This is a genomic window from Pseudomonas sp. DG56-2 (genome assembly GCF_004803755.1).
GTDB lineage: Bacteria > Pseudomonadota > Gammaproteobacteria > Pseudomonadales > Pseudomonadaceae > Aquipseudomonas > Aquipseudomonas auratipiscis.
Genome location: NZ_CP032311.1, coordinates 4,991,529 through 5,009,508, shown reverse-complemented (window position 1 = coordinate 5,009,508; position 17,980 = coordinate 4,991,529). Strand labels below are relative to the sequence as shown.

Genomic DNA, 17,980 nt, shown 5'->3' with positions numbered 1-17,980 from the left:
TTTTGTTTTTTATTCATTAGTTGAATTATTTGCTGGCTTCAGTAGATCAGCGTCAACCCTGGAAACTCGATAATGCGGGCATGGGCTTGTGTTGCCAGGCGCTGGAGGGCGTCGTCGAGGTTATCCAGGCGCATTACCGCGCTGATCTGGACATCGCGCAACGCCTCGCCCTTGACCATGACCAGACCGGTTCGATAACGGTTGATGCGCGAGACCGCGTTGGCCAGGGATTCGCGTTGAAACACCAAGCGACCTTCTTGCCAACTTGCCAGCTCTTGCGGGGAGATCGACAAAGGAGTCAGGCCTTGCAAGGGACTGAACGTCAGGCTATTGCCTTCGTCGAGCCAGGTCGAACCGGCCACATCGTTGATCTCGCGCTGGACCAGATTGACCTCCACCCGGTGTTGCAACACTCCTACCCAGCCTTCGCGATTGTCCCCCACACCTACCAGGTACCGAGTACCGCGAGCCGTGATATCTGCGCCAGGCGTACTGACCGTAAAGGGTCGCTGCTCTTGTTCGTTCATAGGAGCAGGCGTGAACACGGCTTCGCCCTGGCTCAGGTGTACGACGCGACGCTGATCGCCATAGGCAATGTTCAGAATACTGTGGCTACCCAGCTCTACCTGGCTGCCATCTGCCAAGGTGATCTGGCGTACTTCACCGAAGCCGGTGTGGTAGTCGCTGCTTATGGCCTGGAGCCAGAAGGGTGGCGCCAGCAGCATCCAGCAGCCAAGTGCTAATGCCGTCACGGTGCTACCGGTTACCAGTGGCATTTGCAGCCAGCTGCGGCGCGGTGGGCGTTGGGGTTTTACGTAGCCGCGATACTGTTTGAGCTGGGCGCTGGCCTGCCAGGCGCGATCAACTCGCTGCGCGGCAGCAGCGTGCAAAGGGTCTGCAGCCAGCCAGCGGCGATAGGCCTTCAACTCTCGGGATGAAAGCTGGCCTTGGCGATGGCGCACCACCCAATCGGCAGCTTCGTGCTCTATCGGGTCGATACTCTGGGGGGAAGCTTTCACGGTTTAGTCTGGTTACCTTCTTGCTTTTTATAATCCACAAGGCCTAATTCTCTGGCCCTGGATCAAGCGCCCTGCCGATTTTGGCCAGAGCCATCGCCATGTGTTTTTGTACAGAGCTTGTAGATATCCGTAAATAGCGCGCGGTCTCTTTGTGCGTCATGCCCTCGACACGAAGGAGCAGGAACACGTCGCGGGTACGTGATGGCATACGCTCAAGCAGACTTTCCAGTTGCTCCAGTTCCAGGGTATCGATGGCTTGTTCTTCCGGGCGACTGGTTTCGTCGACCAGCGTGTCAAAGAGCGCTGCTGGATCGTTGTCGAAGCGCTTGTCGCCGTAGCGTCGATAATGATCAATCATCAGATTGTGCGCGACCCGGAACAGATAGGACGGTGCGCGAAGAACACTCTCCAGATTCTCCAACTGAGCAAGACGCAGAAACGTCTCCTGCACCAGATCGGAGGCCAGGCTCGGTGTGCATTTCTTTCGCAAGAGATAGCGGTGCAGGGCAGACGAATGTTGAGTGAACAATTTTTCCAGCACGGCAGCGCTTTCCTTTGCTCGGGCAGAACCGGGAGAGCGCAGAGTATAATGACAATCTTTCTCATTAAGCCAGTATTGGTTCAGGGCGCGCTATGTTGTCTCAGGCGTCTCGATGTTTTGGAAAGCCACTGCTGTGCGCCCTGCGTGGTCATGTATGTCCATCGTGAGCAGATTCCCATTCACCATGGAGCTACCCTTGGGTTCGATTTTCATCAAGGGGCAGGGAAAGGACAGAGTGGGGGCAGAGGCGTAGAGCCAGAAACAAGAAAGCCCGCACTAGGCGGGCTTCTTGAGGTGATTCACAGACTGCTGTAGACATCTATGAATCGGTACTTGGTGGCTACACAGGGACTTGAACCCCGGACCCCAGCATTATGAATGCTATGCTCTAACCAACTGAGCTATGTAGCCAAGTGGCGCGCATTATTCGCTTGAAACGATGTTGTGTCAACACATCTTTTCAAAAAATTTTACGCACGATCAACCGCTTAGCCGATCATCGGTTCAGAAGTCGTATTTGAACGTGGTCATCAGGTTACGTGGTGCGCCGTAATTTCCGTATGACGAGGCCATGGAGTAGTACTCTCGGTCGAAGGCGTTGTTCAGATTGACGCTGGCACTGAGGTTCTCGCTGATGTCGTAGCGTGCCATCAGGTTGACCAGTGCGTAGCTGCTCTGGGTAAAGTTGTGCAGGTCCAGACCGACTTTGCTTTGCCAGTTGACCCCACCGCCCACGGTGACCTTGTCCAGTACGCCAGGCAGGCGGTAGCTGGTGAACGTCTTGAAGCTGTGACGCGGCATCAGGGTGGCGATGCGTTCATCCTGGTTGTCGGTGGTCAGGGTATAGGTGTACCCCGCCCATGCCTGCCAGCCATCGGCCAGCTCGCCGTTGAGCTCCAGCTCCAGGCCCTTGGAGGTGGTGTCCTGCTTGGCCTCATAGACATCGTCGTGTTGCCAGATTGCCAGGTTGTCCTGTTCCAGCTTGAACGGCGCCATGCTCGAGTTCAGCTTGCCGTCGAAATGACTGCCCTTGACGCCGACTTCGTAACCCACGCCTTCCATGGGGTCGAGTGGCTGATTGTTTTCGTCGCGTACCCAGGAACTTTGCGGGTTGAAGATCTTGGTATAGCTGGCATACAACGCCCAGGTTTCGTCCAGGTCATAGACCACACCGGCGTAGGGGATGAATACACCGCTTTCCTTACGATTGACCTCGGTGCTGGCGGTGCCGTATGGGCGGTCTTCGCTGTCACGCTTCCAATCGATTACTCGGCTGCCGAGAATCAGGTTGAGGTCGTCGGTCAGGTGCAGGCGCGAGGTCAGGTAGGCCGCGTATTGAGTTTCCTCCATGGAGGACTTGCCGCTGATGGTGAAGTCCGGTTTGGGCTGTTTGCCGTCCCAGTCGAAAATATTGTCGATTGCCGCGCCAGGGGTAGCGTTGTAGTCGTAGCGCCATCCGCCCCAACTTGGGACGTTTTCGTTGTACCTGGACAACGTCACGCCGCCGATCAACTCGTGCTCGCGGTCGAACAGGCTGAACGGACCGGTGACGTACAGGTCGAGGTTGTCCTGACGCGGGTGCCGGAGAAACGCACCGGCAATTGGCTCAGGCCGCTGCCGTCAGGGTGCAGGTCACCCATGAGAAAGCCGAACACTTCGTCGAACTTGTTCTCGGAATGGCTGTATTCGATCTTGCCGCTCCAGCCGTTGCCAAGTTGCTGTTCCAGTGAGGTGAAGAAGCTGGTCTGTTCATGGTCGTTGTATGACCAGGTCGGTGCGTTGTTGATCGCACGCTTGAGGTTGGAGCGCTCACCTGTACTGAAGCGTGTGGGTAAACCGGTACGCGAAGGTGAGTCGACATCGGTGCGCAGATAGCTAAAGCCAAGGGTCAGCAGCGTGTCTTCGCTCAGGTCGAATTCGCTGATGCCATAAAGCAACTGGCTCTCCATTTTGTAACGGTCTATCCAAGCGCCTTCGGTCTTGTAGTCAGCGACCAGGCGACCGCGAATGTTGCCTGTCTCGGTCAGCGGCCCGGAAACATCTGACGCGCGTGTGATGCTGGCCTGGCCTTCGGCAGTCGGGCGTTTGCGAATAAGGTTGATGGTCGCAGCCCAGGCGCTGGAAGCACTCACCGCAGGCAGCAACGCTCGTTTTAGCCAGCCCAACGCCGACAGCTTCGTCGTCGATTTGCCGATGGAATTGAGCGGTGCATTGCAGCTGGATGCCATGAGTATTTCCGGTAAGGCGCCCGGTTCCACCACCGAAGGCACCGGGCTCTACACCACTTACTCCTCAAGCAGCTCGACACGCCTGAACCTGACGCCCCAGGAAACCCCGCAATCGCTAACGGTGATGACCCGCCAGCGCCTCGATGACCAACGTCTTACCAACCTTAGCGATGCCCTCGAGGCGGCCCCGGGGATCATCGTCACCCGTGACGGCCTGGGCGCCGGCGCGGGCAAGCGGCTGGCGCGTGAAAGCGAAATCGCGTGGGTACTGCATGTGTCCTCCCCCAGAGAATACAAATGTTAATGCTTCTTATGTGGAGGTGTGACGCAGCAGAATCAGGAATTACCGAGTGCGCGGAAAAATATTCTTCGCCCAGATCAGCGAACGATGATCCATTGCCCTGCAAGGTTGTCGATGTGCAGGTTCTGGTTACTGGCAAGGGCATCGAGGGCAGCCCCGGCCTGGTCAAGGTTGAAACTGCCACTGACCAGACGCCGACCAACCTGCTCGTCGATGTAGAGCAGGCGGCTGCCCTGATAATCGGCAAGTTGCTGCAGCACATCGCGCAAAGGGACTTCGCGTACCCGCAACTGTCCACTGCGCCAAGCCAGCAAGCGCTCGGCATCGACATTTTCGACCTGATCCAGGCGGCTGCCGCTCAGGGTCAAGCGCTGGCCAGGAGCAAGCATGCGCTTGTCGCCACTACGGCTGCTGACTTCGACCTTGCCCTTGAGCAGCACCACCTCATCATGATCGTGGCCACGGCTCACCGAAAAACGCGTGCCCAGTACCTGAACTTGTGCCTCGTTGACGTCCACCACAAAAGGACGGCCATCGTGGGTTACATCAATGAACATCTGCCCCTGGACCAAGCGAATCTTGCGCACGGGCCCACGCAGGTCGATATCCACGGCGCTTGCACTGCCAAGTGTCAGTTTGGAGCCGTCGGCCAACTGAATCTGCCGACGCTCGCCGGGAGCGGTGGCCACATCACTGTTCAAGCGTTGCAGCAGAGGAAGTTGCAGCATGACCAGGCCGCTGATCAGCAAGATGCTCGCTGCTACCGCCCAGCCGCCCCAGGAGCGAGGGGCGCTGCGCCGTTCGATCTTGTGCAGGCGGCGGGCTGGCATTTCCAATTGCTGCCAGAACAACTCGACTTCGGCAAATACCCGGGCGTTTTCCGGCGTCAGACGCCAGCGCTCGAACGCTTGCATTTGCTCATCGTCGAGGTCATCGGCGCGCAGCCTGGTGAACCAGTCGAGTGCCTGTTGTTCACGGTCGCCAGTTTCGGTCGGTTCAGCTGAATTTGGCGCTGTGCTCATGGCTGTTCAGTCTTGCGTGAAGTATTCAGGGCGGCCGCTGCGCAATGGCTCAGGGCTTTGTTCAAATGACGCTCCACGGCGCGAGGATCGAGGCCCAGTCGCGCGGCGATGTCCGTTCGCTGCGGTGCTGCTGATAAAGCAGCGTTAGGCTGCGATTGTCCGGATCGTTGGACATGGCGTGCGGTTTGCTCTAAGAGGCAGGAGTGGTGGGTGATAAATAAAATGCTAAAGTTAGTGAGAATTATTAGCAAGTGTGTAGATGTAACGCTCGTCGAAAATAATAGTGCGCTTGCTAACGAATTCTGGATAATTGGATCCCAACCACCGGATGGAAGAGTTTGTCATGGCTGTCAGCAGCGCCTCGTCCCCTACACCCGTAAGCGCCCCGGCTGCCCAGAGCAGCCCGCTGGTAATGCGGATCATCGCCGCGTGTGCGCTGGCCCACCTGATCAACGACTTGATCCAGGCAGTGCTGCCGTCGATCTACCCACTGCTCAAAGCCAACTACGACCTGAGCTTTGCCCAGGTGGGCATGATTACCCTGACGTTCCAGGTCACAGCATCGCTGTTGCAACCCTGGGTAGGCTTCTATACAGACCGCAAACCGATGCCGAACCTGCTGCCGCTGGGTACGCTGTGTACGTTGGTGGGGATCGTCATGCTGGCTTACGTCGGCAGTTTTGCCATGATCCTGCTTGCGGCGGCCTTGATAGGTATCGGTTCTTCAACCTTCCATCCGGAAACTTCGCGTATTGCCAGGCTGGCCTCGGGCGGTCGTTTTGGTCTGGCGCAGTCGACTTTCCAGGTGGGTGGCAATGCCGGCTCGGCTTTCGGCCCGCTGTTGGCGGCAGCGATCATCATTCCGTTCGGTCAGGGCAATGTGGTCTGGTTCGGCCTGTTCGCGGTCTTTGCGGTGCTGGTTACCTATGGTTTGAGTCGTTGGTACCGCGAGCACTTGAACGTGTTCAAGGCCAAGGCTGGCCAAGCGGCGACTCATGGTTTGTCGCGCGGTCGAGTGACCGGAGCGCTGGTGGTGCTTGCGCTGTTGGTGTTCTCCAAATACTTCTACATGGCCAGTTTCACCAGCTATTACACCTTCTACCTGATCGAGAAGTTCGATCTGTCGGTTGCCAGTTCACAGATGTACCTGTTCCTGTTTCTTGGCGCCGTGGCCGCCGGGACGTTCTTCGGTGGACCGATTGGTGACCGTATCGGACGCAAGGCGGTGATCTGGTTCTCCATCCTCGGTGTTGCCCCGTTCACGCTGCTGCTGCCTTATGTCGACCTGTTCTGGACCAGCGTCCTCAGCCTGGTCATTGGCTTCATCCTGGCTTCGGCTTTCTCGGCCATTGTGGTGTACGCCCAGGAATTGGTGCCGGGTAATGTCGGCATGATCGCCGGGATCTTCTTTGGCTTGATGTTCGGTTTTGGCGGTATCGGTGCCGCATTGCTTGGCTACCTGGCCGACTTCAAAGGCATCGAATACGTCTACAGCTTGTGCTCATACCTGCCGTTGTTCGGCCTGCTGGCGATTTTGCTACCGTCTACCGCAAAGCGCTGAAGGCTCAAGATCGGGCTATTGACGGGTGGCATTGGTTCTCCTAGAGTGCCGCCCGTCCTCACATGTGTAACCGATTGATGAATCGCTCCCAACACTCCTACCAGTTCTGCCAGCCGGTCATCCTGACCCGCTGCTGCGATTGGCCGAGCGATACTGTCCTCAAGCGTCGGCGCAGTGTGCTGTTCGCCTTTACCTTCTCCCCACACCTCCACGCCCTCTGACAAGGCCGTTATTCGCCCGGTGTCTAGCCGTGGCCGGTCGTTGTGCACCTGAACATTTTCATGGTCGTGTCTAGCCGCGCCCGGGAGCGATATCGCGCCGGAGGCGGTGAGTGGAGTAGTAATGAACAAGCGTTTTCTGGCGGGCCTGTTGTTCGCCGTTTCGGTGGTTGGTTTCAGTCTTGGGGCAAGCCTGCCATTGGTGTCCCTGCGACTGCTCGAGGCAGGTGCCAGCACCCTGCAGATCGGCATCCTCTCGGCGATTCCGGCGGCAGGAATGATGCTCTCGGCTTTCATGGTCGATGCCTGTTGTCGACATCTGACTCGGCGCACTATCTATTTGCTCTGCTTTGGTCTGTGCACCTTGAGCATCGGCCTGCTCGAATGGGCGTTCTCATCGCTCTATTTGCTGGGGTTGCTGCGCCTGGGGCTGGGTGTCGGTATGGGCATTGCGATCATTCTCGGCGAGTCATGGGTCAACGAACTGAGTCCGGAGCACAACCGCGGCAAAATCATGGCCCTGTACGCCACGGCCTTCACCGGCTTCCAGATGCTTGGCCCGGCAATGCTGGCCCTGGTCGGCGCGCAAAGCGCCTGGGTGACAGCAGTGGTGACTGCCTGCTATGGCGTGGCCCTGATCTGCATTGTGTTGACCGTGCCAGACGACCACGTCGAACATGGTGAAGAAGCCGAGAAGAGTTTTTCTCTGGCAGGGTTCTTCAAGGTGGCACCGGCCCTGTGCATGGGCGTGCTGTTCTTCTCTTTCTTCGACGCGGTGATTCTTTCGCTGATGCCGGTGTATGCCTCAAGCCATGGCTTTGCGGTGGGCGTGGCAGCGTTGATGGTCACGGTGATTCTGACCGGTGACATGCTGTTCCAGTTGCCGCTTGGCTGGCTGGCGGACCGCAGTGAGCGAACCAGAGTGCACCTGATCTGTGGCGTCGTGGCGATGCTCATCGGCATTGCCTTGCCATGGCTGTTGCAAATGCAATGGCTGCTGTGGCCGGCGCTGGTGGTGCTGGGTGCTGTTGCCGGTGGGGTCTACACTTTGGCGCTGGTTTTGATTGGCCAGCAGTTCAAGGGGCAGGATCTGGTCACGGCTAACGCCAGTGTTGGTTTGCTGTGGGGCGTCGGCAGTCTGGTCGGGCCGTTGGTGAGTGGCGCGGCAATGGAAGTTGCTCCCCATGGCTTGCCCATGGCACTGGCGGCCATGGCGGCGCTGTTCGTCTGCTTTGCTCGCAATGCCAATCGCAAGGCCTACCGGCTCAGAGCAGCGGCTCGGTAGGCGATGCTATTTAAGGTTGTGGCGGCATGGGCTGCGTAGAGTCTGGTGTCAAAAGGTTCCGCGCAATGTCACGTTGAAGTTGCGAGGGTCGCCAAAGTAGTAGCCGGTTGCTGTCGGCCGAGCTTGGCGATAGTACTTTTTGTCGAAAACATTGTTGGCGTTGAACTGCAGCGAGTAGTGCTCGTTGAAGCGGTAACCGAGCAGGGCGTTGTACACCGCATAGCCCGATTGCGAGGCTTCGGCATTGCCGCTGCGTGCATAAATATCACTCTGGGCCTGGACACCGCCGCCGACTGTCCATGCACTCAGCTCACCCGGCAAACGGTAGCTGGTGAACAACTTGAGCATACGCTTGGGGTCGGTAGTGCGGATTGCGTTGCCGGTGTTGCTGACGGTGTCTTTCAGGTACTCAGTGGTGTTGTAGGTGTAGCCACCGGAGACCTGCCAGCCCGGCAGCACTTCACCTGAAACTTCCAGTTCGAAACCATCGCTGCGGTTTTTGCCCCCTGCCACTTTGCAGTAGCCGCTGGCGTAGTTTGGCGGGCAGGGGAAGGGCCCGCTGAGATCATCGAGAGGATTGCCGACCTGGTTGATACGGAAGATCGCGAACGAAGTGTTCAGCCGACCCTCATAGAACTCACCCTTGATCCCCATTTCGTAGGCTTCGCCCGTTACCGGGTCGAGCACGCCGCCGCTGATGTCGGTGGCGGTCTGTGGGTTGAAAATCTCCGTGTAGCTGGCGTAGGTACTGAAATTGTCATTGAGGTCGTAGATCAGTGCGGCATAGGGCACGATTTTATTGTCGACGCTGAATTTGCCATTGCTACGGGTGTTGTTTTCCTGCTCGTAGTCATACCAGTTGGCACGAGCACCGATGATTGCGGTCAGCGGTTCGGCCAGTGAAATACGCCACGTCGCATAGGCGGCTTGCTGCGTAGTACGGGTTCGCACGGGATGGGCGGTGATATTGATGTCCGGTTCAGGCAGGCTGTACTTGGGGTCCCATTCGCGAATGTCGAATACACCTGAGGTGGTGAAATTGGTGGCCGAGGCGTAGGAGTCGTTGCGGATACGCTCAACCCCGACCATCAGTTCGTGTGTGCGGCCGAACAACTGGAAGGGGCCATTGAGGGTGGCGCTGAGGTTGTTCTGCTTGCTTTCACCACCATCGCCTTCAGTGACCTGATAGTTCATCAGGTAAGGATTGTTGGTCGGGTTGGCGGTGCCGCTGGCGCGGGTGAAATAGGTTTGCTTGAAGCCGTGGTCATCCAACTGGAAATGAGTTTGGGTGGCCATCAGTTTCAGCCGCCAGTCGTTGTCGAAAAAGTGCTCCAGCTCGGCGAAGCTTTGCAGGTTGCTTCGGTCCCAATGGTTCCAGTCGGCCCCCAGGTAGGTGCTGCGACCCAGTGGCAGGGGAGATCCGTCGTAATTGGCCGGTAGGTTGCCCCAGGCCCCGGTAGCGTCCAGAGATGCATATTCAAGGCCGGTGGTCAGGGTGGTCTGCTCGTCCAGATCGAACGCGAGCACTCCGTAGAAGGTTTCCTTGCGCTCCATTCGCGCATCCTGGAAATGGTCCTTGTCATCATGCACGGCGATGACCCGTCCGCGCACGTTGCCTGTCTCGGTCAGTGGTCCGGAGAGATCGGCAACGTAGCGCTGGGCATTCCACGAACCAAGCGTGACGCTGCCTTCTCCCTGGAACTCGCGCGTAGGGCGTTTGCGCACCAGGTTGACAGTGCCCGAAGGGTTACCAGCGCCGCGTAGCATGCCGGTCGCTCCGCGCAGGATTTCGGCGCGGTCGATGATCGCAGCATCACTCTGGATGAACGACCCGCCGCCACTGCCCTGCACCACAGTCGCGCCGTCGTACTGGATGGCGTCGATTGTATAGCCGCGGGAAATGTAATTGACCCGCTCACTGTCGGTGAAGTCCACCACGACGCCAGGGGTTTGTTCGAGCAGGGTGGTGAGGTTGGTGATGTTCTGGTCATCCAGGCGCTGGCGGGTGATCACCGTCACCGATTGCGGGGTTTGTCGCAGGCTTTGGGGCATCTTGCCGATGGTCACCGCCCCGGTGGTATATGAGCCGGTATTCTCGGTGGTTTCACCCAGGCGTTCGGCACCAATGCTGGTAGGGGCCAATTGCATGGCGCTGCCCGCATCGATCGGAGCAAGCAACAGATAGCTGCTGGCACCTTGTTGCTGGATCTGCACGCCGGTGCCTTGTAACACCAGGCTCAACGCCTGGCTGCTATCGTAATTGCCCCGTACGCCGGAGGTGTGTTTACCCTGCAGATTGCTGGCGTCAAACGACAGATTCAGATGGCCCTGGCGCGCCAACTGGTCCAGTGCCGGGGCCAAGGGGCCTGCGGCGATGTTCCATTGTTGGGTCTGGCCGCTGCCCTCGGGGGCAGCATGGGCCAGCTGCGGAACAACAACGGCACTGGCTATCACTGCACCAACCAGTGCGGCATGTACGGCCCGTCGCAAACGGGTGCGTTGAATGAATCGAGGGGACATCATGCACAACTCCTGAAGGTACAAAGTGGCAGCGTTTTGGCTTTATTCCTTCAGGCCGAACAGAAATGAGATTCCACCTCATTTATTTTTCTGCAATTTTCAGGATGCTGAAATGCTTACCCAAAAGCGCGTGCGGTAGTCGACGCGGATTGGCAGCGATTGGGCAATCAGGTTGAGGATCTGGTCGGTATTGGCCAACTGGTAGGTGCCTGAGACCTTGAGCGCCGCGACCTCATCGGCGCAACGCAGCAGCCCCGGCCGATAACGGCCAAGTTCAGTGACAAACTCGCCCAACGGCATCTGCTGGACGCTGAGCACGCCATCGCTCCAGCCCCAGGGGTCACTGTGAGTCAAGGCTTGGCGAACTTGTCCCTGAGCATCGAACAACAGCGTTTCGCCTGGATAGACGATACGCGGCACATTGCTCGCCGAGGCGGCGCCTGGATACATCTTCACTTCGCCGCGCTTGATTGCCAGGAGCATGCCGTTGGAGTTTTCACGTACCAGCAGATGGCTGTCGCGAGTTTCCAGATAACCATCTCTGGTCTGGATACGAAACGGCCGGGCGTTGCCATGGGCAGTATCGTTGCTGACATCGACAATGATTTCGCCACGCACCAGCGTCAGCAAACGTTGGTGCGGATTGAAATGCAGATCGATAGCGCTGTCGGTGTTGAGTTTGATCTGGCTGCCATCCTGGATGTCGAGCGTACGCTGCTCGCCAGTACCGGTGTGATTGTCAGCCAGCAGCGGTGAGAGCCCGAGCCGATTACGATTGATCCAGCCCAAGCTGCTAGCCACTGTGAGTAGACCCAGCAGCTTGAGGCTGTCCCGCCGACTAATACGTCGGCGTTCGGTGGTTTGCAGGGTGTTGCGAGCGAGCGACGCAGGCAGGCTGGTGATTTCATCACTCATCTGGGCAACCCGTTGCCAGGCCTGAGCGTGTTCGGGCTGCTCCAGCCAGCGTTGAAAGCGCTGGTTGGTCTGTACTGTCGGGGTGTCGAAACGCAACTTCACCAGCCATTCGATAGCCTGGTCGACATGCTGCTGCTTGGGAGATGAATCAGGCGTCGGCATAGCGCATCCGATAACAGGTGGACAGGGCCTTGGCTAGGTCACGCTCCACCGTTGCCCTGGACACCCCCAATTGCTCCGCGATATTCGGACAGCTCATGCCGTCGAGTTGCGCCAGTAGAAAGGCTTGGCGCGTGCGCGGTTTGAGTTGCTGTAACAACTGATCAAGACGTTCCAGGGTGTCGAGAATGATCAGGCGTTGTTCTTCGCTCGGCGTTTCGCACTGCGGTAGTGCCGCTAGGCTTTCAAGGTAGGCCTGCTCCAGTGCCTTGCGCCGGAACTGGTCGATCATCAAACCCCGGGCGATGCTGCTCAAGTAGGCTTTGGGTTGCTTGAGTGGCGCAGCGTGGCGTGCCTTGAGCAGGCGAACGAAGGTGTCCTGGGCAAGATCGGCAGCATGCTCCTGGCACCCTACTTTGCCTCGAAGCCAACTGCGCAGCCAGGAATGATGGGTGCGGTAGAGCAGGTCGACATCGGTCGACTGCAGTGTCTCACTGGACTGCATCGTCGCGGGAACCTTGATAAAAACATGATTGTTAATCGTTCTCATTCTAGCAATCATGATCCGCAAGCAGCAATGCTTTTGCTGCATGTGATCGTACAACCGATTGCGCTATCATCCGGGTTGAAGAATATTCGGGACAGATGTTCGATATGAAAGACCACAGTGCACTGCCGCGAGCCCGCAGAAAGCCGCGTAGCCTGGCTCAGGAGCTGGTGACCATCCTCACCGAGCGCATTCGCGACGGCCACCTCAAACGCGGCGACAAGTTGCCGACCGAATCGGCGATCATGGAAGAGCAGGGCGTCAGTCGTACGGTGGTCCGCGAGGCAATTTCCCGCTTGCAGGCTGCAGGGCAGGTGGAGACTCGTCATGGTATCGGCACCTTTGTGCTCGATACTCCGAGCCCCAGTGGCTTTCGCATCGACCCGGCGACTATCGTTACCTTGCGCGAAGTGCTGGCGGTGCTGGAGTTGCGAATCAGCCTGGAAACGGAGTCGGCGGGTCTGGCTGCCATGCGCCGTAGTGCCGAACAGCTGGCAGCGATGCGCGAGGCGCTGGATACACTCAATGAAAGCGCGGCCCATGCCAGCGACGCGGTGGCTTCAGACTTTCAGTTTCACTTGCAGATTGCCATGGCCACCGGCAATCGCTATTTCACCGACATCATGTCTCACCTGGGTACCAGCGTTATTCCGCGCACCCGCTTGAACTCGGCACGGCTGGCCCATGATGACCAGCAGCACTACATGAGCCGGCTGAGCCACGAACACGAAGCCATCTATGAGGCCATCGCCCGCCAGGACGCTGATGCGGCGCGTGCAGCCATGCGCCTGCACCTGACCAACAGCCGCGAGCGCCTGCGCCTGGCTCACGAAGAGGCCGAGGCGCAACAGCAGTAGGCAAGAGGGCGGTTCCAACCGCCCCTTGCGAGGAGCCCGTTCTTGGCGGGCCGGACCTGGAGCTCATTCAGGCAATCGGATCTGCCGACCATTCACCGTTGACCAGGCGCTTCAATCCCAGTGGATTACTGTTGCGCAAGGCGTCTGGCAGCAAGGCCTCCGGATAGTTCTGATAGCACACTGGGCGCAGGAATCGGTCGATTGCCAAGGTGCCAACCGAGGTGCCACGGGCATCGGAAGTAGCTGGATACGGGCCGCCATGGACCATGGCATCGCAGACTTCGACCCCGGTTGGATAGCCGTTGACCAGAATCCGCCCAACCTTCTGTTCCAGCAGCGGTACCAGCCACTGATAGTCCTGCAAGTCGCCGGGTTCGCCAATCAAGGTGGCTGTCAGCTGGCCGCGAAGGCCCTGCAGGGCAGCCTTGAGTTCGGCATCATCGCGCGCTTCGACAACGATGGTGGTGGGACCGAACACTTCTTCTTGAAGCAGCTCATCTCCTTCAAGCAACAGCGCAACATCTGCTTTGAACAACTGCGCGTGAGCTTGATTGCCCTCTTGAGGCTGTCCTGCCAGATGGCTGATACCTGCATGAGCGTGCAAGTGTTCCAGGCCTTTGCTGTAACTGCGCAAGCCTGCGGCATTGAGCATGGTCTGTGGCGCCTGAATTGCCATCTGCTCCTGCAGATGCGCTTGGAAAGCGCTGAACGCTGGTGAGCTGACACCCAGCACCAGTCCAGGATTGGTGCAGAACTGGCCGCAGCCCATGACCACCGAGGCTGCCAACTCGCGAGCAACGGTTTCACCACGACTGGTCAGCGCCTCGGGCAGCAGGATGACCGGGTTGATGCTCGACATTTCGGCGAATACTGGAATCGGTTGCGGGCGTTCGGCGGCCATTTTACACAGGGCATTGCCGCCGCTCAGTGAGCCAGTGAAGCCAACCGCCTGGATTGCTGGATGCTTGACCAACCATTCGCCGACACCGGCACCGAAAATCATGTTGAACACACCTTTAGGCATGCCTGTACGCTCGGCGGCGCGAACGATGGCGCAACCAACATGGTCAGCCGTGGCCATATGGCCGCTATGCGCCTTGAACACCACTGGACAGCCTGCGGCCAGAGCGGCGGCGGTATCACCACCGGCGGTGGAGAAAGCCAGTGGAAAGTTACTGGCGCCGAACACTGCAACCGGACCGACTCCCATGCGCACCTGGCGCAGGTCGGCCCGTGGCATTGGCTTGCGCTCGGGCAGCGCAAGGTCGATGCGCGCGCCGAGAAAGTCGCCGCGTTGCAACACGTTCGCGAACAGGCGCATCTGTCCGCTGGTACGCGCGCGTTCGCCTTGGATACGTGCCGGGGGTAGGGCGGTTTCCTGACAGACAATGGCGACGAAGTCATCGCCCAGGGCGTCTAGCTCGTCGGCGATGGCCATCAGAAACTCACCGCGATGGGCCGGGCTCAGTTGACGGAATTGTACGAAAGCGGCTTCGGCTGCGCGCGCAGCACTGTCCACTTCAGCTTCAGTGGCCTGGATGAAGGTGAACGGCAGGACTTCGCCACTGTGGGCGTCGCGGCTTTGCAACTGCTGGGTACCTGCAGCGCTGCGTGCGCCGGCAATGAAGTTGTGGCCGAGAACGGTGGGCATGGAAATCTCCTGGCTCTGTAAGTAAGGTTGGATAACCGACATCGTATGACTCTACGAGACTCAAGCGGTGCGCAAGGCTGTGTACAGCGCCTTGTGGCTAATTTGCTGTCAGGTGATGGGTGCAGGATTGAACAGGGTTATGTCGTTATGCAGCTTGTAGCGTTCGGCCCAGGTTTGTTGGCGGCCGCTGGCTACATCAAGGTAGTAGTGGAACAACTCCCAGCCCAGCTCTTCGATGCTGGCGCGCCCGGTTGCGATGCGCCCGGCATCGATGTCGATCAGGTCAGGCCAGCGCTCGGCAAGCTCGGTACGGGTCGAGACCTTGACCACCGGTGCCATGGCCAGCCCGTAAGGTGTGCCGCGCCCGGTGGTGAACACATGCAGGTTCATCCCGGCCGCCAGTTGCAGCGTACCGCAGACAAAATCGCTGGCCGGGGTGGCGCAGAATACCAGGCCCTTGCCGGTAACACGCTCGCCAGGGCCAAGCACACCGTTGATGGCGCTGCTGCCGGATTTGACGATCGAGCCCAGGGACTTCTCGACAATATTCGACAAACCGCCTTTCTTGTTGCCTGGCGTGGTGTTGGCGCTACGATCGGCCTCGCCGCGTTGCAGGTACTGATCGTACCAATCCATCTCGCGTACCAGCGCCTGCGCGACTTCCGGCGTTTGCGCCCGAGAGGTGAGCATGTAGATGGCGTCGCGTACTTCGGTGACTTCCGAGAACATCACCGTCGCGCCCGCGCGAACCAATAGATCCGAGGCGTAGCCCAGTGCAGGGTTGGCAGTGATGCCGGAAAATGCATCGCTGCCGCCACACTGCATGCCGAGGATAAGCGCCGAAGCCGGGACTGTTTCGCGGCGGCGCTGGTCGAGTTTTTTCAAGCGAGTTTCAGCCAGCGCCATGATCTGCTCGATCATTTCGCCGAAGCCATGACTGGCGTCCTGCAGGCGGTACAGCCAAGGTTCGCTGAGGTCGACGCTAGCATCATCCTCGTGCATCACTTGCCCGGCTTGCAGCTTCTCGCAGCCCAGGCTGATGACCAGTGCTTCGCCGCCCAGGTTGGGATTGCGGGCCAGGTTGCGCACGGTGCGAATCGGAATGTAGGCATCGCGGGCGTTGATCGCCACACCGCAACCGTAGCTATGGGTCAAGGCGACCACGTCATCGACATTGGGGTAGCGGGGCAGCAACTCGTTGCGAATGCGGTTGACTGCATGATCCAGTACCCCGGTCACACACTGCACTGTCGTGGTAATACCGAGGATGTTGCGGGTACCGACGGTTCCGTCGGCGTTGCGGTAACCTTCAAAGGTGTAGCCTTCCAATGGCGGCAGTGCAGCGGGGACCGCGTCAGACATCGGCAGACTGTCGAGTGCTGGAGCCGATGGCATGGCCAGCTGGGTTTCCTTCACCCAGCTACCTTGAACCAGGTCTTGCAGCGCGTAGCCGATTACCTGGCCATAGCGCACCACCGGTTCGCCCTTGGCGATGTTTACCAGTGCCACCTTGTGGCTTTGCGGAATCCCTTCGACCACCGTCAGGCCATCGGCAAAGCGGCTGCCTTCAGCGACCCCCTGATCATTCACCACGACAACAACGTTGTCCTGTTCATGCAGGCGTACGTAGCGTGGTGAGTCAGCGTGTTCGATCATGTGCATGGGTTGGCCCTTCTTGTACTTTATTCAGGCTGATCAGCAGGCCTGCAACCGCGGTCGCAGGCGTTTTACTCAATGACGGGATTCAGCCAGGGTACCGCTGGCTGGTTGCGCCTGGGCATTACCGTTCTTGCTGGCATCTTCGCGCAGTTCGATGCGCTTGATAGGACCGACTATCACGAGGTAGCTGAACACGGCTACCAGGGCGTTGGCGCCGACGTATACCAGTGCCCACTTGAACGACCCGGTGGCGCTGATGATGTAACCAATGATGATCGGCGTGGTAATCGAGGCGATGTTGCCGAAGGTGTTGAACATACCCCCCGACAAGCCGGCGATCTGTTTTGGCGAGGTGTCGGATACCACTGCCCAGCCGAGCGCACCGAGGCCTTTGCCGAAGAACGCCAGGGCCATAATGGCGACCACCATCCATTCGGCATCGACATAGTTACAGATGATCATCGACGTCGAGAGCAGCAGGCCGATAACGATCGGTGTCTTGCGTGAGAAGGTCAACGAGTGGCCACGGCGCAGCAGGTGGTCGGAAATTATCCCGCCCAGCACTCCGCCGACGAAGCCGCAGATCGCTGGTAAGGAGGCAATGAAGCCGGCCTTGAGGATCGACATGCCTCGCTCCTGCACCAGGTACACCGGAAACCAGGTGAGGAAGAAATAGGTGATTGCGTTGATGCAGTACTGTCCCAGGTAAATACCGAGCATCATGCGGCTACTGAGCAACTGTTTGATGTAGTCCCATTTCGGTCCGCTCTTGCCAGCCTGCTTGGGTTTGTCCATGTCCACCAGGCCGCCGTTCTGCTCGATGTACTCAAGCTCGGCAGTACTGACCATCGGGTGTTCCTTGGGGTTGTAGATCAGTTTGAGCCAGGCGACGGAGAACAGAATGCCCAGCACCCCCATCACGATGAATACGTGCTCCCAACCCCAGGAGTGAACGATCCAGCCCATCAACGGGGCGAACAGTACGGTGGCGAAATATTGCGCTGAATTGAAGATTGCAGAAGCCGTGCCGCGTTCGGCTGTCGGAAACCAGGCCGCGACGATTCGGGCGTTGCCAGGGAACGACGGCGCCTCGGCGAAACCGACCAGAAAGCGCAGCATGAACAGAGCAATGATCGCATTGGCCACCGGCAGATAGCCGACAAAGCCTTGCAGTACGGTAAACGCAGACCAGGTGAAGATGCTCAGAGCGTAGACCTTCTTTGAACCAAAGCGGTCAAGCAGCCAGCCACCGGGAATCTGTCCCAGCACATACGCCCAACCGAAAGCCGAGAAGATGTAGCCAAGGGTGACCGCATCGATACCCAGATCCTTCTGCAAGCTGGAGCCAGCAATGGAAATGGTGGCTCGGTCGGCGTAGTTGATCGTGGTCACGATGAACAGCATGAACAGGATCAGATAGCGTACATGCGTCTTTTTAGTCGCTTGCATGCAGATGTACTCCCACTAATTATTTTTGTGCGGGGTTCTGGTTGTGTG

General features: G+C 58.6%; 13 protein-coding genes, 1 tRNA gene and 2 pseudogenes. 5 read left to right on the top strand and 11 right to left on the bottom strand.

Annotated features, from left to right (window positions below; all coding sequences use genetic code 11):
* Nucleotides 1–38: 38 nt before the first annotated feature.
* The 4 genes and pseudogenes from D3Z90_RS23035 to D3Z90_RS23020 form a co-directional block, all read right to left on the bottom strand.
* On the bottom strand, nucleotides 39–1,019 hold the full coding sequence (locus D3Z90_RS23035) for a FecR family protein (protein ID WP_256658275.1): 981 nt from the start codon (nucleotides 1,017–1,019) through the stop codon (nucleotides 39–41).
* Nucleotides 1,020–1,062: 43 nt separating this feature from the next.
* On the bottom strand, nucleotides 1,063–1,560 hold the full coding sequence (locus D3Z90_RS23030; RefSeq protein ID WP_136478198.1) for an RNA polymerase sigma factor: 498 nt from the start codon (nucleotides 1,558–1,560) through the stop codon (nucleotides 1,063–1,065).
* 334 nt (nucleotides 1,561–1,894) lie between these two features.
* Nucleotides 1,895–1,971, bottom strand: a tRNA-Met gene (locus tag D3Z90_RS23025).
* Nucleotides 1,972–2,064: 93 nt separating this feature from the next.
* A pseudogene (locus D3Z90_RS23020) lies at nucleotides 2,065–3,671 on the bottom strand (TonB-dependent siderophore receptor); the annotation flags it as partial.
* Between the two features lie 88 nt (nucleotides 3,672–3,759).
* On the opposite strand from D3Z90_RS23020, the pseudogene D3Z90_RS23015 reads away from it, so the two are divergent.
* Nucleotides 3,760–4,047, top strand: a pseudogene (locus D3Z90_RS23015) (TonB-dependent receptor plug domain-containing protein); the annotation flags it as partial.
* 119 nt (nucleotides 4,048–4,166) lie between these two features.
* Here the strand turns inward: D3Z90_RS23015 and D3Z90_RS23010 are convergent.
* Nucleotides 4,167–5,111, bottom strand: coding sequence for a FecR domain-containing protein (locus D3Z90_RS23010; protein ID WP_136478197.1), 945 nt, complete (start codon nucleotides 5,109–5,111; stop codon nucleotides 4,167–4,169).
* Nucleotides 5,112–5,454: 343 nt separating this feature from the next.
* On the opposite strand from D3Z90_RS23010, the gene D3Z90_RS23005 reads away from it, so the two are divergent.
* From D3Z90_RS23005 to D3Z90_RS23000, 3 genes are all read left to right on the top strand, one after another.
* A complete protein-coding gene (locus D3Z90_RS23005) occupies nucleotides 5,455–6,672 on the top strand; it encodes an MFS transporter (RefSeq protein ID WP_136478196.1) in 1,218 nt (405 codons plus the stop codon).
* 77 nt (nucleotides 6,673–6,749) lie between these two features.
* Nucleotides 6,750–6,893 carry a hypothetical protein gene (locus D3Z90_RS26885; protein WP_168198419.1) on the top strand — a complete coding sequence of 48 codons (144 nt, stop codon included), beginning with the start codon at nucleotides 6,750–6,752 and terminating at the stop codon, nucleotides 6,891–6,893.
* A 121-nt stretch (nucleotides 6,894–7,014) separates the two neighbouring features.
* Nucleotides 7,015–8,175 carry an MFS transporter gene (locus D3Z90_RS23000; protein ID WP_136478195.1) on the top strand — a complete coding sequence of 387 codons (1,161 nt, stop codon included), beginning with the start codon at nucleotides 7,015–7,017 and terminating at the stop codon, nucleotides 8,173–8,175.
* Nucleotides 8,176–8,223: 48 nt separating this feature from the next.
* Here the strand turns inward: D3Z90_RS23000 and D3Z90_RS22995 are convergent, their stop codons facing one another.
* The 3 genes from D3Z90_RS22995 to D3Z90_RS22985 all read right to left on the bottom strand — a co-directional run bounded on the left by D3Z90_RS22995 (nucleotide 8,224) and on the right by D3Z90_RS22985 (nucleotide 12,274).
* Complete coding sequence (locus D3Z90_RS22995; RefSeq protein ID WP_136478194.1) at nucleotides 8,224–10,698, bottom strand: TonB-dependent receptor; 2,475 nt, start codon at nucleotides 10,696–10,698, stop codon at nucleotides 8,224–8,226.
* 96 nt (nucleotides 10,699–10,794) lie between these two features.
* A complete protein-coding gene (locus D3Z90_RS22990; protein ID WP_136478193.1) occupies nucleotides 10,795–11,772 on the bottom strand; it encodes a FecR domain-containing protein in 978 nt (325 codons plus the stop codon).
* A complete protein-coding gene (locus tag D3Z90_RS22985) occupies nucleotides 11,759–12,274 on the bottom strand; it encodes a sigma-70 family RNA polymerase sigma factor (protein ID WP_136478192.1) in 516 nt (171 codons plus the stop codon). The genes D3Z90_RS22990 and D3Z90_RS22985 overlap by 14 nt, the downstream gene beginning before the upstream one ends.
* 149 nt (nucleotides 12,275–12,423) lie before the next feature.
* Here D3Z90_RS22985 and D3Z90_RS22980 point away from each other — a divergent pair, with 149 nt between their 5' ends.
* Entirely contained in the window at nucleotides 12,424–13,173 is a 750-nt protein-coding gene (locus tag D3Z90_RS22980) for a FadR/GntR family transcriptional regulator (protein WP_136478191.1), read from the top strand.
* A gap of 67 nt (nucleotides 13,174–13,240) precedes the next feature.
* Here the strand turns inward: D3Z90_RS22980 and D3Z90_RS22975 are convergent, their stop codons facing one another.
* The 3 genes from D3Z90_RS22975 to D3Z90_RS22965 form a co-directional block, all read right to left on the bottom strand.
* Nucleotides 13,241–14,824 (bottom strand): aldehyde dehydrogenase (NADP(+)), encoded by a 1,584-nt coding sequence (locus D3Z90_RS22975; RefSeq protein ID WP_136478190.1) that lies wholly within the window; start codon nucleotides 14,822–14,824, stop codon nucleotides 13,241–13,243.
* A 108-nt stretch (nucleotides 14,825–14,932) separates the two neighbouring features.
* Entirely contained in the window at nucleotides 14,933–16,486 is a 1,554-nt protein-coding gene (gene garD / locus D3Z90_RS22970) for a galactarate dehydratase (protein WP_136478189.1), read from the bottom strand.
* A 69-nt stretch (nucleotides 16,487–16,555) separates the two neighbouring features.
* On the bottom strand, nucleotides 16,556–17,932 hold the full coding sequence (locus D3Z90_RS22965) for an MFS transporter (protein WP_136478188.1): 1,377 nt from the start codon (nucleotides 17,930–17,932) through the stop codon (nucleotides 16,556–16,558).
* Nucleotides 17,933–17,980: the final 48 nt, after the last annotated feature.

Bases quoted from the DNA above. Each gene is read 5' to 3' on its own strand.
- D3Z90_RS22985 (WP_136478192.1), bottom strand. From the start codon at position 12,274: ATGCAGTCCAGTGAGACACTGCAGTCGACCGATGTCGACCTGCTCTAC.
- D3Z90_RS22990 (WP_136478193.1), bottom strand. From the start codon at position 11,772: ATGCCGACGCCTGATTCATCTCCCAAGCAGCAGCATGTCGACCAGGCT.
- D3Z90_RS22975 (WP_136478190.1), bottom strand. From the start codon at position 14,824: ATGCCCACCGTTCTCGGCCACAACTTCATTGCCGGCGCACGCAGCGCT.
- D3Z90_RS22965 (WP_136478188.1), bottom strand. From the start codon at position 17,932: ATGCAAGCGACTAAAAAGACGCATGTACGCTATCTGATCCTGTTCATG.
- D3Z90_RS22995 (WP_136478194.1), bottom strand. From the start codon at position 10,698: ATGATGTCCCCTCGATTCATTCAACGCACCCGTTTGCGACGGGCCGTA.
- D3Z90_RS23010 (WP_136478197.1), bottom strand. From the start codon at position 5,111: ATGAGCACAGCGCCAAATTCAGCTGAACCGACCGAAACTGGCGACCGT.
- D3Z90_RS26885 (WP_168198419.1), top strand. From the start codon at position 6,750: ATGAATCGCTCCCAACACTCCTACCAGTTCTGCCAGCCGGTCATCCTG.
- D3Z90_RS23005 (WP_136478196.1), top strand. From the start codon at position 5,455: ATGGCTGTCAGCAGCGCCTCGTCCCCTACACCCGTAAGCGCCCCGGCT.
- garD (WP_136478189.1), bottom strand. From the start codon at position 16,486: ATGCACATGATCGAACACGCTGACTCACCACGCTACGTACGCCTGCAT.
- D3Z90_RS22980 (WP_136478191.1), top strand. From the start codon at position 12,424: ATGAAAGACCACAGTGCACTGCCGCGAGCCCGCAGAAAGCCGCGTAGC.
- D3Z90_RS23000 (WP_136478195.1), top strand. From the start codon at position 7,015: ATGAACAAGCGTTTTCTGGCGGGCCTGTTGTTCGCCGTTTCGGTGGTT.